Origin of the sequence: Testudinibacter sp. TW-1, from assembly GCF_050613185.1 — a bacterium.
Taxonomy (GTDB): Bacteria; Pseudomonadota; Gammaproteobacteria; order Enterobacterales; family Pasteurellaceae; genus Chelonobacter.
In genome coordinates this window covers 34,916-50,358 of the sequence record NZ_CP192511.1, presented here as the reverse complement: position 1 = coordinate 50,358, position 15,443 = coordinate 34,916, and the positions used below count along the sequence as shown (strand labels likewise).

Annotated in this window: 11 protein-coding genes; 2 read left to right on the top strand and 9 right to left on the bottom strand. The window is 46.1% G+C overall.

The window, feature by feature from the left end:
• Positions 1–11 precede the first annotated feature (11 nt).
• Entirely contained in the window at positions 12–410 is a 399-nt protein-coding gene (gene trxA / locus ACQ31U_RS00320; RefSeq protein WP_431054355.1) for a thioredoxin, read from the top strand.
• Positions 411–488: 78 nt separating this feature from the next.
• On the opposite strand, the gene sppA is transcribed toward trxA, so the two are convergent.
• The gene (sppA, locus tag ACQ31U_RS00315) at positions 489–2,351 is read right to left on the bottom strand and encodes a signal peptide peptidase SppA (protein WP_431052831.1); all 1,863 of its coding nucleotides are present in this window, start codon (positions 2,349–2,351) and stop codon (positions 489–491) included.
• A 103-nt stretch (positions 2,352–2,454) separates the two neighbouring features.
• Between sppA and ACQ31U_RS00310 the strand changes: the two genes are divergently transcribed.
• Positions 2,455–3,006, top strand: coding sequence for an NAD(P)H nitroreductase (locus ACQ31U_RS00310; protein ID WP_431052829.1), 552 nt, complete (start codon positions 2,455–2,457; stop codon positions 3,004–3,006).
• Between the two features lie 403 nt (positions 3,007–3,409).
• On the opposite strand, the gene ACQ31U_RS00305 is transcribed toward ACQ31U_RS00310, so the two are convergent.
• The 8 genes from ACQ31U_RS00305 to ACQ31U_RS00270 form a co-directional block, all read right to left on the bottom strand.
• Complete coding sequence (locus ACQ31U_RS00305; protein ID WP_431052827.1) at positions 3,410–3,547, bottom strand: hypothetical protein; 138 nt, start codon at positions 3,545–3,547, stop codon at positions 3,410–3,412.
• Positions 3,548–3,664: 117 nt separating this feature from the next.
• The gene (locus ACQ31U_RS00300) at positions 3,665–4,003 is read right to left on the bottom strand and encodes a hypothetical protein (RefSeq protein ID WP_431052825.1); all 339 of its coding nucleotides are present in this window, start codon (positions 4,001–4,003) and stop codon (positions 3,665–3,667) included.
• 67 nt (positions 4,004–4,070) lie between these two features.
• Entirely contained in the window at positions 4,071–9,752 is a 5,682-nt protein-coding gene (gpJ, locus tag ACQ31U_RS00295) for a TipJ family phage tail tip protein (RefSeq protein ID WP_431052823.1), read from the bottom strand.
• A 3-nt stretch (positions 9,753–9,755) separates the two neighbouring features.
• Positions 9,756–10,358: a tail assembly protein gene (locus ACQ31U_RS00290; protein ID WP_431052821.1), complete on the bottom strand. Its 603-nt coding sequence runs from the start codon at positions 10,356–10,358 to the stop codon at positions 9,756–9,758.
• Entirely contained in the window at positions 10,301–11,029 is a 729-nt protein-coding gene (locus ACQ31U_RS00285) for a C40 family peptidase (protein WP_431052819.1), read from the bottom strand. Before ACQ31U_RS00285 ends, ACQ31U_RS00290 begins: the two co-directional genes overlap by 58 nt.
• Positions 11,030–11,038: 9 nt before the next feature.
• Positions 11,039–11,758 (bottom strand): phage minor tail protein L, encoded by a 720-nt coding sequence (locus ACQ31U_RS00280; protein ID WP_431052817.1) that lies wholly within the window; start codon positions 11,756–11,758, stop codon positions 11,039–11,041.
• Complete coding sequence (locus tag ACQ31U_RS00275) at positions 11,755–12,081, bottom strand: phage tail protein (protein WP_431052815.1); 327 nt, start codon at positions 12,079–12,081, stop codon at positions 11,755–11,757. Before ACQ31U_RS00275 ends, ACQ31U_RS00280 begins: the two co-directional genes overlap by 4 nt.
• The gene (locus ACQ31U_RS00270; protein ID WP_431052813.1) at positions 12,068–15,427 is read right to left on the bottom strand and encodes a phage tail tape measure protein; all 3,360 of its coding nucleotides are present in this window, start codon (positions 15,425–15,427) and stop codon (positions 12,068–12,070) included. Before ACQ31U_RS00270 ends, ACQ31U_RS00275 begins: the two co-directional genes overlap by 14 nt.
• Positions 15,428–15,443: the final 16 nt, after the last annotated feature.

Genomic DNA, 15,443 nt, shown 5'->3' with positions numbered 1-15,443 from the left:
ATTATTTAACGATACGGCTTGAAAATCAGTTCGGAAGTGCTTATCTTAAACAAACTGAAACAGACCAACTAAGGAAAAATAAAATGAGTGAAGTAGTACACGCAACCGACGCCAGCTTTGAAAGTGAAGTTTTGCAATCAAGTCTCCCGGTGGTATTGGATTTCTGGGCGCCTTGGTGCGGGCCGTGCAAAATGATTGCCCCGATTTTGGATGAAGTGGCAGTCGAATTAGACGGTAAAGTGAAAGTGGTTAAAATCAACGTTGATGAAAACCAACAAGTTGCGGCAAAATTCGGGGTGCGCAGCATTCCGACATTGGTGGTATTCAAAGAAGGTAAACCGGCGGCAACCCAAGTCGGTGCATTGCCGAAAAACCAATTAATCAGCTTAATTGAAAAAGCCATTGCCTGATAAATCTTAATTATTGGCTTTAAAACCAACCCTTGTGTTTTCACACAAGGGTTTTTGTGTTTTGGGATAAAAGTGCGGTTAATAGCTCACACTGCAATCCAGACAATAAATATACTGTCCGCGCGGGTCGTTCAATTGTTTTAACACCCCGATTGCGTTTTTCAATTGTTTGTTTTGTTGCGGAGCCAAACCTAGGAAATTCAATACCGCACTTTGTACGTCGCTCTTGCCGCGACTGAGAATCTGCTTCAGCCAGCCTTGCGGTTCTTCCACAAACCACTGTAATGGTAACGTTTCAAATTGAGGTTCGCCCTCGGCTTGCAACTGATTAGCCAATTTAACCGCAGCCGCAACGGCAGTGTTAAAATCGCCCAATTCATCAACCAGTTTTTTGTTTAACGCATCTTGCCCCAGCCAAACTTGCCCTTGCGCAATCTGATTCACTTGCTGCTTGCTTAGCTTGCGCCCGCTAGCCACTAAAGTTAAAAATTTATCATAGCCGTTTTCGATGGTCAGTTGGATCATTTGATTGGCTTCCGGCGGCAATTTTTGCAATAAAGACAATTCGCTTAACGGACCGGTGCTGACGCCGTCGCTGTTGATTCCCCAATTTTTCAAGGTGTTTTCCAAGGTAAACAATGCCGCAAAAATGCCGATAGAACCGGTGATGGTATTTGGATCGGCAATGACATAATCCGCTTCGGCGGCAATCCAATAGCCGCCTGACGCTGCCATGCCACCCATGGAAACCACAATCGGAATCCCTTGTTGTTTGATTTGTTGTAATTGTTGGCGAATCAATTCCGAAGCGAACGCACTTCCGCCCGGCGAATTAACCCGTAAAATCAGCGCTTTTACATTATTATGATCATCGAATACCTCTTGCAGCTGCGCCACAATGCTGTCGCCGCCGGCACTGTCATCACTCATGCCGTCCACAATTTCGCCTTCCACATTGACGACCGCAATCTTATCCTGCTTCAGGTAGTTGGTGCGATCCGGCAGGCTGGCGAGATAGTCGGTAAATGCGACTTGGTTATAGCTGTGTTGATTCGGGTCATAGCCGAATTGCTTAATCAATTGATTTTGAATTTCCCAATCACTGTTCACTTCATCAACCAACCCTTGTTGTAGCGCATATTGCGCACTGTCGCCCTGTACGGCTTTCAGTTTTTCTAAAAAGACATCGGCGTTGGGCAAGACCGCACTTGGTGAAATATTTCGGTTTTCCGCAATAATTCGTTGATAATTTTGCCACATTTGGTTTAACCAAAGTGCGGTATTAGCGCGCGCTTCGTTTGACATATTATCACGCATAAACGGCTCGACCGCCGCTTTATAAGTGCCGACCCGAAAAATATGGGGGGTAATCTTTAGTTTGTCGATTAAGGATTTAAAATAGAGATTATTTTGCGCCAAGCCGACAATGCCGACCTCGCCAAGTTGGTTTAAATAAATTTTATCGGCATAACTGGCAAGCAAATATTGCGCCTGCGAATAGGTGCGGGCAAACGCATATACCGGTTTGTTTTGCCGCTTGAATTGTTTCAGGGCTTCGCCGATAAACTGCATTGACGGCAAATCGCCGCCGCTGAAATAATTCAAATCCAATACAATCCCTTTGATTCGCGGATCATCAGTCGCCTGTTGAATCGCACCGACCACATCAAAGGTTGAAATTTGTTGCGGAATCCGTTGGTTATCCAATTCATGCAAAGCGCTCAATAAGCTGTTTTGCGGGCGATTGTCCGCCAAATAACCGTCAAGATTCAGCACGAGAGCACCTTCACCGATTTCAGGTGATGATGACGTTTGCATAACTAATCCGAATACACTCAGGCAAAGCAAAACAAACAATAGAAATACCACATTCATCACGATATCGCGGATAAAACATAAGCCGCGCCACAGCGTTTTAATGAGGTTCAGTAAGATACGCATTCCATTCTCCTTTAAAAAAGAATAATTCTTAATTGGATAAAAATAGGGTATATTGTAACAATAATTTGCTGAGAATAATGTAAAAATCGAAACGGAGATCAAAATGGATGCTTTGGAATTGTTGTTGAGCAGACGTTCAAATAAAAAACTCGTCGAACCGGCACCGCAAGGTGAACAACTGGATAATATTTTACAAGCGGCGCTGCACGCACCGGATCATGGTCGTTTAACACCGTATCGGTTTGTGATTATTGAAAAAGAGGGCAGAGCGGTATTAGAGCGTTTATTAAAAAGTGCGGTTGACGAATTGGGCTTGGGCGAAGAGCGCAAGAAAAAAGCCGAGGATGTCAGTCATCGTGTGCCGATGTTTATTGCCGTGATCGCCAAAATTAACACCGACGTACCGAAAGTACCGGGTTGGGAACAAATGCTCACCGCCGGCTGCGCCACCTACGCCATGCAATTGGCGGCAAATGCACAGGGATTCGACAACGTGTGGGTGACCGGCCCTTGGATTGACGGCGCGGAACTGCGCCAAGCCTTTGGCTGCGAAGAACAGGATAAAGTCATTGCGTTAGTGATGATGGGCACGGCGGAGCAAAAATTGGAAAAAGCCAAGACCTATGATTTGACGGAGTATGTGAGTTACCTATAAATACTTTCCAAGAAAAACCGTACTTTGCTGCTCAAATCAACACTTTTCCCGATTTGTATGGCAACTATCTTAAACTTGGGAAGCTATCAATATAGTTCAGAAGTATGCGCACTTGAATGCAGGGCATTTACTGACCTACGCAAATCAAGTCAAAATCTCGTCAAACTCGTTGCCTGACTTCTCAAAAAGCATAGCAGGGAATGATGAACTGGAAGAAATTTCAGAAAATAAAAAAGCCGTAAGTTATTGATTTAGCGACCATTACTTACGACTTCATTCAGAAAAGTGGCGGAGGAAGTGAGATTCGAACTCACGGAGGGCGTAAACCCTCGCCGGTTTTCAAGTCCTATCTGACATAAAAAGAACTTAATTTAAAACACATAAAATTCAATGACTTGCATTTCTATCCACTATATGTTTTTCCATTCAAAATATCAACTAAATACCTCTTTTTAGCTCTTTTTGGGAATGTTCTGGGAATATTGTGATCCCCAAAAATATCACCAATCATATTTGCTTTAACTCCTACCACTACACCCATAACTATTTTCCTTTCTTAACTCCCGCCATAATAACTTTCATAAAATTACTTATATCACACAAAAACAAAAAAATTGGCGCACTAAGTGAGATATATCACTCAATGCGCCGAGGTTATTTAAGCAGCGGTATCTTTGATTTTGCCACTGGCTAACGCATACGGATTAATGTAACCCAGATAATCTTCCGGCGTAAAATCTTCCGGCTGCGCTTGAATTAGCTGCGTTAATGCCCAGTCATAGCTGACCGCGTTGCGGTCTTCCGGCAGCGGATTGAGGTTAAACGAGCTAAACGAGAGCGCATTTTTACCCGCCGCTTTTGCTTTTGCACTGACATAGCAAGCAACAACGACAGTCGCGTTATTATTGATAAAATCAATGTTAAGCCCAGTGATTTCATGATAGCTGCACGTTGCGCCGGTTTGTTCGTCTTCGATTGATTTTTCGATGTATTTCATGGTTAGTTTCCTTGTTTTTGATAATAAAAAACCGCACTTTGTGGGTGCGGATATGGGATTGTGACACTTAATTTTTAGCCACTAGCATATTAATTTCTGGTGAGAAATCGGCAGAGGTTCCTTTGTATGTGCTCGACGAGCGTTGCTCCGTCTTATATTCCACTGTTACTTGCTGACCGGCAGGAACGTTATATTTAAAACCTCCGTCAAAAACGACTTCATCGGCTGCCTCATCACTATAAACGATATTTCCATTCATCTTGATTTCTACCTTTGCCCAACCGCTCTTATAAATACCTTCGTCACCAAGAATCGCTCCTTTTCTTCCGCCTTTAGAGGAGAACCTAAACGGCAGTGAGATAACGCTACGATTAAAATCCATTGCCGGGATAACGATGATTTTGTTTCTTCCACAGCTGTAAACTTTAACTACATCGCCGACAATATTCCGAGCGTACACAGTGCCGTGAAACGTTCCCGATCTTGCTGTCACATTGCCATTTTTATCAACTAAGAAATTACCGTTATTACTGTTAATGCTGCCGTCACTTCCAATTCTAAGCGTACCTATTGTGGCTTGTCCGCCGTTAATATTTGGCGATGTTAACGTCTGACCCGCCCGAATATGCGTACCAAGTATTGAGTCTTTAGCAACTAAGCTGCCGTTAATCGCTACTTTGTTATCTACCACTGTCAGCATATTGATAACATTCCCGTCACTGGCATTTTTGACGACGCCGAACTTGTTCGCCATCACAATCACTGAGCTTTCAACCGTTTTGTTATCCGCCGTTGCGCCCATTGCGATTCCAGCAATTGCCGTACGTCCGCCTGCGATAGCTTCGGTTTTCAGCGTGCGGGTTGCCGACAGCTTACCGCCGACATCTGCCACCGTTTTTTGTACATCGGTGATTTTTGCTGTTGCATTGTTCAACGATGATTGCATTGCGGTGATTTTGGTTGCGGTTGCTTGTTTGTCTGTTGCGACAGCGGATTGCAATGTCGTGATTTTGGCGCTGCTTGAACCCGGTGTGTACGGTATTAATGGTGCATCTAAACTTGATACTTCGCACAGTTGCGGCAGACAGCAGAACAAATAACTATCGGTGCCGAAATTAGAGCGAATTGCGATACCAATATTGACAAAATCTACGCCATCCGGAATCACTTCGTTAAAATAAAAGTGTTCGAATTGCGTGGTTGATGTATAAACATCGGCGGCCGCTTTTCGTCCAAATTTGCCTGTCGCTATTGTCGTCATGTTCGATGGGTATCGGTAATTACCTTTCTTAACCCGAGTTTTGCTAACGCCAGTTGTGCCGTTGCTGCCACGAAAATCTAAGTACAACAAATCACCCGAATTAGCTCGCAAGCCCCAACCGGTTACATAACAGCTAAATTGTAAAATCTGCCCGGCACGCACCGGAAATCTTGCAATACTATTAACGTAGCTGTTGGTTGCACCTGTTGGATTCTCGGCATTAGTACGATTATCACGGATGCCGAAAACCGCTTCATCTCTTAACGCATATGTCCACTGTGCATTTTTCAGATTGTGGTAGCCGGTAATGCCGCTTGCATTTGTTAGCGTATAGCCCTCCGGAACATTACGATTATCAGGATATAAAAACTCACTGTTTTGCAGTAAGTTTCCGCTTGCACCGAGAGAGGCTTCGATAGTGCCGAAACGTGTCGCACTGGCTTGATTAGCCGTTGCAACCGTGCTTTCAAGTGCGGTGATTTTGGCGTTAGTCCCAATAATCGCTGCATTGGTATCTTCAGGTGCTGGCGTCCAGTCCGTTGCGACATTGCCACGTTCTAACTTAAGCTTTCTAACTTCATACTGACCCGGCGTAGCGTTATTGATTTCAAAAATAACTTGCCAATACAAATGAGCAGAGTGCTTATCTTGTAAAGTGAATGTATAGCTAAACATCTCCCATTTATTCACTTCTGATGCTGTGAAGTATTTGGCTACATTGTCGTATCCGCCTGTAAAAAACTGACGAACAAAAAAACGAATATAGCCTACAGTCAAAGTATTTACTTTTGCCTCAAAACTAATCGTGTAAGTTTTCCCCGGGATTAACTCATTCGACAACACGGCGTTTTGTGAAGAACGCTGATAATACTGAACCCAAAAAGCACTTGTAGATTTTAATGTTAACGTATCATCAGTCCTTGGCATTTCTGCCTGAGTTTGATTTGCGTGTTTAGAAAAAATCCATAGTTTAGAATCGGTTAGTTTTCCCGTACTTAACAATAAATTCCTCCCGCCAACAGACAGATTATCAAACTTGCTATTCATCTCAGTAAACTGTGTTGCTGCCGAGCGCTGATTATTCGTCACCGTTTCGTTGAGCTTAGTTAGCGTACTTTCAGCAGTACCAAGTCGTGCACCTAACTTTTTACTTTCAGCCGCTTGAGCCTCGTCTGCTTCGATCCGAATGCGTTTTTCTTCGGTCAAATCTGCTTCCGCTCTGCCGACACGTCCGGCAAGGGTTTCGCGTGCCTTCGCTTCGGCTTTGTCGGCTTCGGCGCGAGCAGATTTTTCAGATTCAACTGCAGCAGCAACAATACCGATAGCGCTTTCATTGTCTTCCGGCGCTGGCGTCCAGTCCGTTGCAAGGTTGCCGATTTCGAGTTTAGCTTTACCGATATACAACTTAGTTGCAGACGCCATGGCAATCTGAATCATGCCTGCGTCAACACTGGTGACAACTTTATCTTGAATAGTAGAGGTTACAGACAATCTACCTTTGTAGTTGAGTGCCGATCCGTTACCCAAGGCGGCAGCGTGATATTGAATAGTACCATCTTCATAACGCACTCTAATCTCAGTGATGATCCGGTTATATCCTGTTGTTGCTAATACACCGCCGACAACCTCGGCATCGACAGATAGTGTTAAGACTTTTTCACGGTTAATCGCTTCAAGAAAATCCGGGCTAATCTCAATACTCGATCTGCCGATTGTAGTTCTTGAGATATTGGCGGTATTCAAGAAGTAGTTTCGCCCACCAACAGACAAGTTATCCAGTTTTGCGGTCAGTGTTGTGGTTGTTGATACGGCATTATCTGCTGTTTTTTGGGCAGTGCTGATTTGTGTGCCAAGTTCTTTTGCTTTATCAAGTAAATCCTTAGCCGCTTTGTCTGCTGCCGCTTTGACTTCCGCACTGCGTTTAGTTGCTTCCGCGGCAATCGCCTGACTTCTCGCTTGTGCTTCTGCCAAAATTTGGGCGGATCTGTTGCGTGTTTCCGCTAAAAGGTCATTTCCAAGCCCCTCGATTCCGCTTTCAAACCCGGTCAACTGTGCGATCAAATCTTTACCAAGTGCGGTCTCGGTAATTTGTCCGTTGAGATAGTTAACGAGATTATCTGGATTGTGATCCGCTTCGCCAAAAACCGCCTCAGTGAAACTGCCTTTATTACCGTTTTTATCGGTCAAACGCACCCAAAAATAGTGCTTTTCCGATAGTCCGACATTGCCTTTAACGTAGCTTGTCGCCGGATATGCCAACGTTGAGATTTTGACCGCACTACTTAAATTCGGCTCACGAGCGTGCCAAATCTCTGTAGCATTGCCGACAGTCGCCAAGACTGGCAACGTCCATTCAACGTTGATCGCCATCAGCTCTGATGTGGTACGCAAATCCGTGATCGTCAGATTAATTTCAAACGATTTTTTAACCGGGTTAGAGTATTGCCCCAGCTGATTTTTAGCGCGGATTTCGGCGGTGTAGCTACCGTCCGGCAAACCCTCAAAAGTCAATTTAGGCTCTTTCAAATCGGTATAAGTGCGGTACACTTTTCCGTCTTTATAAAGTTTGACTTCGTAAGTGACAGTGCCAATTATGGTCGGCTGCTCCCATGTCAAAATGATACCGTCGGTGCCAGCAGCAATGCTACTGTGAGTCACTTGTGCTGGGCGCATTCTGTGCAACGTAGTTTCGCGCGCCTCAAAATGCGCCCCATTATCGACGATAGATTCTTTCTGCGGTTCGTGCTGCAGCGCAGTAATGGTAAACGTGCCGTCTTCGCTATTTTCACTGATATTGATCGCACGGTAGAGTTGTGTGCTGACCTTGGCTTGATTCAACGTCCATTGTTGCAACGGCTCAAGTCCTGCAGGGGCAGAGTCCAATGTAACGGTTTTTTTATCTGCAGAGACTGACCGCACTTTGATTTTTTTGCTTGCCAAAGCGTTATCAATCACCGCTGCATAGCAGAAGTAAATTCCGTCAGTGAAATCAATTTCCCGATCAAGTGTTACCGTCATGCCATTAATGCTTTCAACGCGGCCACCGATATTCGTGCCTGCAAAATGGTTGTCAGCGATTTCAATAATATCGCCCGGAAGATTGCGTAACCCCTCTGCGCCGACGGTAAAGGTAATGGTACAAACTTCAAGCCGTTCAGTTTCTAAAATCCATTTGCCATGGCGGTGAGCCTGTCCGCGGCTGGTGCAGCCGTATGCCACCACCTTTTTGCTGTTGTAGCCATAACGCTCAATCAGTGCGTCATCAGCAACATATTCAACGGTAGATTCATAGTGGTTATCTTTGTCGGCAAACTCCACCTCAACAGCCGTGTGACGGTCTTTGAGAGCGGAGTAGGCACGTTTAAAGCCGCTGACGGTATTGGCTTGTGTATAAGTACAAACCGGATCGCCAGGGCGATCTTGCACCACTGTCAGCATAGAGCCGTCCCACACCGGCATACCGCGCATAATGGACGCCAAGTCATAAATAATGTCATAAGCGTCTCGTTGTTCGGTTTGCCAGATATTACAGGTCATGCGTGGCTCTTTGCCGCCATAACCGTCTGGCACCAACTGATCACAATATTGCGCAATGGCATACATCGCAAATTTATCGCAGCCGTACACGCCCAAACGTTCGCCCAAGCCGATATCCGCACGGGTCACAACATCATAAAAGACCCAAGCCGGATTGTTACTGAACTTTCTGACGAATGAGCCGTCCCAAAAGCCATTGTACTTGCGGGTAATCGGATCGTAATTGCTCGGCACGCTGACAATCATGCCGCGATCAAGTGCGGTAATATCCGGGATATTGCTGATCTGACGAGAGTCAAAGCTGAAACCGGCTAACGCTACGTTCGGATAGGACAGTTTAGCGTCAATGATTTCGGTGTAGCCGCCCCAAAAGGTTTCATTTTGCAAGCGTTGCGATTTGCTGTCTTCTGTCAGTCGCTCGACGGTCACGCGAAATGGCACCGGCGGCAGATTTTCAAGCATGATGTGACGCAAGTATTGCGAGGAGCTCTTGCCGTCAATTATGACCGGCTTGCTCAGATCGCCATATTTAATCAGCAGTGATACCGACGATCCGACAGTATCCCCATTGTCCTTTTGCTGAAACAAACTGCGCACGCCGAGCGTAATGCGCAAGCGGCTGACATCTTTATCAGTAATGGTGCGCGTGGTCGGCAAATTTTTCTTGATTGTGGTGCCGACAGAAATTTCTTTCTCAGAATAGTTGAAGCCTTTTAACGGATCTTGGTCTTGCGTGCCGACGGTGTATTCCACTTCGACATTGTTGAAGTTATAGCTGCCGTCCGCATTCATCACCGGCGTGCGGTCAAAGTAAAGGTTTTTGAGTGTATGTTCCGGTCCTTGGATTTCACCGACGCTGGCAATCCCGACAAGCCGTAATTTTTGCGCTGATTTCAGTGTATCCGGCGCTTCTACCGGTGTTCTTGCGCTGCCGCCTTTTTTACCACCCATATTTTATTCCTCCGGTGTATAAACTTCAGTTCCTTGGCTGATTAAAACAAAGCTGTGCATCATTTCCCCATATAACAGCGGCACTGGTCGTCCTTGCGGGGTTAAATTTTTAATGCCCGAAAATGAGGTATTGGTTTTTTTCTCGCTTTCCGATAGCTTCATATCCATGCTGGGGGTTTTGGTCAGCATTTGCGAAACCCCGCCCAACATCATTGAAGCACCCATCATGAATGCGGCGGTTGCCATGCCGTATCCGGTTGCGCCGAGATATGCCCAGCCCGCAGCACCGCCAGCCCACCATGAGGCGGCAATCAAAATTGCACCGACAATAATTTGAAACATACCGCCGTTTTTCGCACCTGCCAGCACCGGCATAATGTTGATCACGGTATGCTTGCCAATTTTCTCGTGTACCCCTTTGCCAACATCTCGGTTGTCAAGATAACGATTACCGATCCGCACTTTGTACAAACCGTTGTTTAAATGCCGTTTCAGCCCTTGAATTTGATAGCACAGTCCGCGAATCGCTTCGGCGGTGCTTTCTACCGCTAATTCGAACTGGCTGCCAAATCGTTGTAAATCGCCGTGAAGTTTGACGGTTGCCATTGTGAATGCCTCCAAATACTGTGCGTGCTGCGTTGCCAATATCCCCCATAAATATCGCGCTTGGATAAGCGGTTCGGGGTATGGTGCAACATTTGTTGATTGCCGAGATAAATTGCCGCATGATTGGCGACAGGGGAAGAAATCTGCATAAGGATCACATCGCCCGGTTGCGGCTCGCTAACACAGGTAAATCCGTGTTTAGCCATGTTGTCGAGATACAAATCTTGTTCTTCCCGATACCATTCTTCATCGTAAGTAAATTCAGGAAAATCAAACCCTGCGAGCATATAGGCATCACGAAACAAGCTGTAGCAGTCTGCCGTGCCGTGCGCAAATTCTCGTCCGATCAAGTGCGGTACATGGCGGAATTGGTGAATTTTTTCATCACAGACTAGCCACCAGTCCAAGCCTGACCGCACTTGCATTTGTCGATCCGCTTCGGATAAAAATGGCAATCCGTCGGGGTGCGAATGCACCAGCGCAACAATTCCGTCCGCTAATTGCGCTTTCAGCCAATCGTCCGGGTGAATTTCAAAATAGCGTTCCGGCTCAGCGGCAATATTGTCGCAAGCAATAAATCGCTGTTGCGCCCCCTCAAAAACAACAAAACCGCAGATTTCTTGCGGTTCGTAGCTTTTGGCATAAGCGATGATGTGTTGTTCGAGTGTCATCTGAATATCCTAAAATTTATTCACTGACGGAAAGCCGCCAAAGGGTAATATGCCATTACCAAAGCGGAATCGGCAGCCGGTTAAACAGTGCGAGCAACGGTCTTTTTTTGGATCGTTGGTCGGTTGATCGAATTCATCGGCAACCGCGCCGCCAGTGTAACCGCACTCCGGACTACGGTATTGGAAAGCGCAGACATCTGCGGTGATCATGCGTAGCGGAATCCGTGCCTTATCGGTTTCCGCCGGGCTTGCCAGTTCGAAAGTGCCGACATCATTATCCAATTGTGATAGCCGTTCGATCAGATAATGACTGATTGCACCCTCATTGGTGTCGGCGTAGGGGTTTTTACCACTGGCAAAATTAACCGCATCAATGTATTTCGCCAGCACCAGCACCCGCTTTACTCGTGCGCCGACGGCTTGGGAATAACGCTCAGAAATGGCGGTAACCAAACCGTTTAAATTGGCAATCGATAGGGTAGGACGGTTGCTTGGTCCTTGACTGCTAGATTCAAATCCCGACGCATGAATTGGAAATGCGGTATAGCGGTTGCCGGCAAAAACAACATCGGCATTCACGCCATTTAAGCCGTTGTGAAAACGGTAAATATCGCCGTAACTGCCGTCTCTGTCTTTGATAGCGCGCAGATCAATCTCCCACAGCTCAAGCAACGCATCTTGGGTGAGCTTGCTCAATTCCACCTTAAATTTTGTGCTAATCGGTCTCATCGGGTCTCCTTAATTTCGCAACTAAATTCGGTATGCGTGCGCCCCATTTTTGCCGACCACTTGCTACAAATCACTTTGACCTGTTTTCCGCTGTATGGATCTTGCCAAAGAAAAGGCAAATAGCCCCCATGACGCATAAAAAAAGCGTCCACATCAAGACGCTTTTCATTCCGCACTTTAAAGGTTGCCGGGTATTTCCTTAGTAGATTGTTAATCCCTTTTGGGCGGCGTTGAACGTAGCCGTCATTAAACTGCACTTCGTTTACCGCCGGTTCATTGTCCACCGTCATGCCCGGTAAAGGGCAATAGTTAAATACTTCCACGCAGCATACCTCCCGCTCGACTTTGTTCATTCAGCACTTCAAGCACTTTGCTTTTTATCATGCGCCCCAATTCCGCACCCATTTTGCCGCTGGCTTGTACATCGGCATTCTGACCGCTTTCCGTGACGTTTACCGTAATCTCAACATGGTTTTCGTTGTTGCTTGCGCTTTGCGCACGATAATTCATACTCGGCACTTTCGGCACGGCAACGCCACCACCATTGGCAAAACCACGGCCACCGGCATAATTCAAAAAGTCTAAATACTCCCGACCAATGCGGCTTGTTGCTTCTTTTGTCAAGACGTATTCGCCTTTGTGGACGATACCTGCCGGGGTTAGACGATTGCCGTGTCCTGTGTAGCCGCCGCCGTCAAAACCGACTAAACCTCCACCATCAAATCCCAATGCGGCACCCAATGATGTTCCACCTAAAGCGGACTTCAGTGCATTGAAAATCATCATCTTGATAATCATGCCAGTGATGTCTTTGATAATAGACTGTGCTAAGCCGCGAAAATCCGCTTTACCCGTCAGCACAAAATCCGTCAGCGCGTCCGACATACCACCGAGGGCATTTTGCGTGATGTTGGCAACGTTGCCCATGACATCTTCTGTCGCTTTGCCGAAGTCGTGCATTGCTACCGTCACCCCGTTGAGCGGGTCGCTTTTATCCGCCTGATCTTTCCACAGTTGCCAATTTGCTTCTGATTTCACCTCGTCGGCTTGGTCTTTGGTTAAATGCCCCGACTTCTCAAGTGCGGTCACATCTTCCATGATTTTTTTGTAGCGTTGCTGTGCCGCGATGGCTTGATTGTATTGCCCCGCTAGTTCTAACCGCTCTTGGATATAGCGTTGCTCAATCTGCAACCGTGCCGCCGCCGCTTCCGCCTCGCTGATTACCCCATTTTTCCGAAATTCATCAATCTTTTGCGACAGACGCAACTCATTCAATTCAATCGTTTTCATCGCCGATGCATTCGAGCGTTGAATTTCATCATGGAAGCTATCCCAATCCGTTTTCCAATCTTCAAGGGATTTTTCTTTTTTGCCGGATTTGGTCGGCTTATTGCCTTGCCGAGTTGCCAACATCTTTTCATATGCCGCTGCCATACCGTCAATATCGTACTGGCTTAAACCGTCTTTTTCCGCACGCTTTTCTAAGCCTGCACGGTAGTCTTCCACTTGGTATTTGATCCGTTCTTTATCAGTTTTCGCACCAGCGATCTTAGCTTGACGCTGTAGCCGTTCAATTTCCTGCTGCGCATTGTCGCTATACACTTGGTTTTTGGCTTGGTTCATTTGCTCCAAACCTAAAGCCGCTTGCACCGCCGCACTTGCCAATTGCAAGGTTGTTCCCATTAAGGCTTTCAAATTCGGATTAAGGGTCAGCACATGGCTATTCACATCGAGCAACTCATTGGCAAATTTCTGCATATCCGGATCAAGCTGCTGCAAAATAACGCCGCTGTCTTTCAATGCCGCATTTAACTCATCTTTGATTTTATCAGCTTGAATGCCAGCCAACTGTGCCAATTTCTCTTGGGAAGCCGCTACCTTATCCTGCGCCTCTTTCACCGCCAGCAACAGCCGCGCCTCTTCTTGCCGCGCGGTTACCATCTCTTTGTCAGATTTGTTGTAGGTATAAGATGGACCACCAAAACTATCATAGGTGGTAATGCTACTTTCTTTCGCGGCTTGTTTAGCGCGCTCATATTGTTGGGTTAATTTTTCCAATGCTGCGGACTGTGCCGCGATTGCGGCAGACAGCAACGTCACATTCGCCTCGACCTGCGCCGCGGTCATGCTTTTCAATGCGCTTTCACTGACATCAAGGGCTTCAGCATATTCTAACTGCGCACGCTTGGCTTCATCGGTAGAATCACCAAGTAGCATATAAAGCCCTGCTAAGGCGGTTACACCCGTCAGCATTATTCCGATAGGGTTGGTTAAAAATGCGACTTTGAGCATTTTTAATTCGTTACGAACACCAACTGATAAGGCTTGAAAAAGTTTGGTTGCTGTTCCCGCTTTGATCATGCCCGCAGAATAAGCACTTTGTGCTACAGCATTTTCAGCATAGGCAATTTTTAACCCTTTTTTGGTTGCTATCATTTTTTGTTCAGCGGCACTTTGTAGTTGCGTCAGTGTCGTTTCTTTTTGAGTTAGCAACGCTAATTCCGCGCTTAAGAGCTTACGCTCAGAATAAGATGCCGCGCCTTGAATTTGCACCGCAAGTTTTTCACGCTCAACGACAATTTGTTGGCGTGTCGTTTGCATACTGCTGATTTCGGCTTTCGCTAAGTCATATTCTGACCGCACTTTGGAATAATTCGCTTGCGTAGTTTGTGCCAATGCGGTTGCTTTTTGCTGTTCAAGTACAACTTGTTGTTGAGCCAACATTTTTTGATTTTGATTATCTGCAAGTGTAGAAATTTTTGAGCGTAGCGCGATATAGCCTGCGATTGCCGCAAAACCAGCGGCAGCTTTTGTTGCCTGATCAAAATTATTGGCAACAATATTAATTCCTTTAGCTAAAGTACTCGTACTGAGAGTGCCAGTATTGAGTTCGCCGATCCATTGGGTGGTGGCGGTTTTCAGATTTTCGAATGCGGCTGATACCGTTAATACACGCGTTGAAAATTGCTGATCTACACTGGCTTTGGCTTTTTCCAACGCTGGAATAAGCACGTCCATTGTCAGCTTGCCGTCATTTGCCATTTGGCGAAGTTCACCTATGGTAACACCTAAGCCTCTAGCGATAGCTTGCGCTAATCCCGGTGTTTGCTCCATGACGGAGTTAAATTCTTGTCCACGAAAAACACCAGAGGCTAAAGATTGCCCGAATTGCATTAATGCCGCTTGCGCCGATGCCGCACTTGCCCCTGAAATCGCCACGGCTTTTGAGACGGTTTCTGTTAAGCTGGCAACTTGCGCTTGACTAATCCCAAGTTGCTGCGCATTTTGTGCAAAGCGTTGATAAACTTGTGCAGTTCCATCAACACTTTGATTGGTGCGCAGTGAGACATCAAATACCGTTTGCATTGCACGCGCACTTTCTACTGAATTTGAAGTAACCAATTTCATTCGGTTGCCGATTTCGGTATAAGCGTCGGCATGTTGAATAACTGATTTGCCTAGACCTACAGCCTTTCCGCCTAAAAAGCCTTTAGTAGCCCAACCACTAGCCTTCTCTAAATTTTTCAGGCTTTTTTCAACATTTTTGAACGCCTTATCTGTACTTTTTACAAATTTTTGCGTTTGGTATTCTGCTTTATCTAACCCTTTTTGAAAGGCAACACTATCTAGTCCAATCCAGATATTTAATCCACCTAATGCCCCAGCCATGTATTTCTCCCATAAA

What these genes read in the sequence shown, in the direction of transcription:
- gpJ (WP_431052823.1), bottom strand. Translation starts at nt 9,752, where the DNA reads ATGGGTGGTAAAAAAGGCGGCAGCGCAAGAACACCGGTAGAAGCGCCG.
- ACQ31U_RS00300 (WP_431052825.1), bottom strand. Translation starts at nt 4,003, where the DNA reads ATGAAATACATCGAAAAATCAATCGAAGACGAACAAACCGGCGCAACG.
- ACQ31U_RS00270 (WP_431052813.1), bottom strand. Translation starts at nt 15,427, where the DNA reads ATGGCTGGGGCATTAGGTGGATTAAATATCTGGATTGGACTAGATAGT.
- ACQ31U_RS00285 (WP_431052819.1), bottom strand. Translation starts at nt 11,029, where the DNA reads ATGACACTCGAACAACACATCATCGCTTATGCCAAAAGCTACGAACCG.
- ACQ31U_RS00290 (WP_431052821.1), bottom strand. Translation starts at nt 10,358, where the DNA reads ATGGCAACCGTCAAACTTCACGGCGATTTACAACGATTTGGCAGCCAG.
- sppA (WP_431052831.1), bottom strand. Translation starts at nt 2,351, where the DNA reads ATGCGTATCTTACTGAACCTCATTAAAACGCTGTGGCGCGGCTTATGT.
- ACQ31U_RS00310 (WP_431052829.1), top strand. Translation starts at nt 2,455, where the DNA reads ATGGATGCTTTGGAATTGTTGTTGAGCAGACGTTCAAATAAAAAACTC.
- ACQ31U_RS00280 (WP_431052817.1), bottom strand. Translation starts at nt 11,758, where the DNA reads ATGAGACCGATTAGCACAAAATTTAAGGTGGAATTGAGCAAGCTCACC.
- ACQ31U_RS00305 (WP_431052827.1), bottom strand. Translation starts at nt 3,547, where the DNA reads ATGGGTGTAGTGGTAGGAGTTAAAGCAAATATGATTGGTGATATTTTT.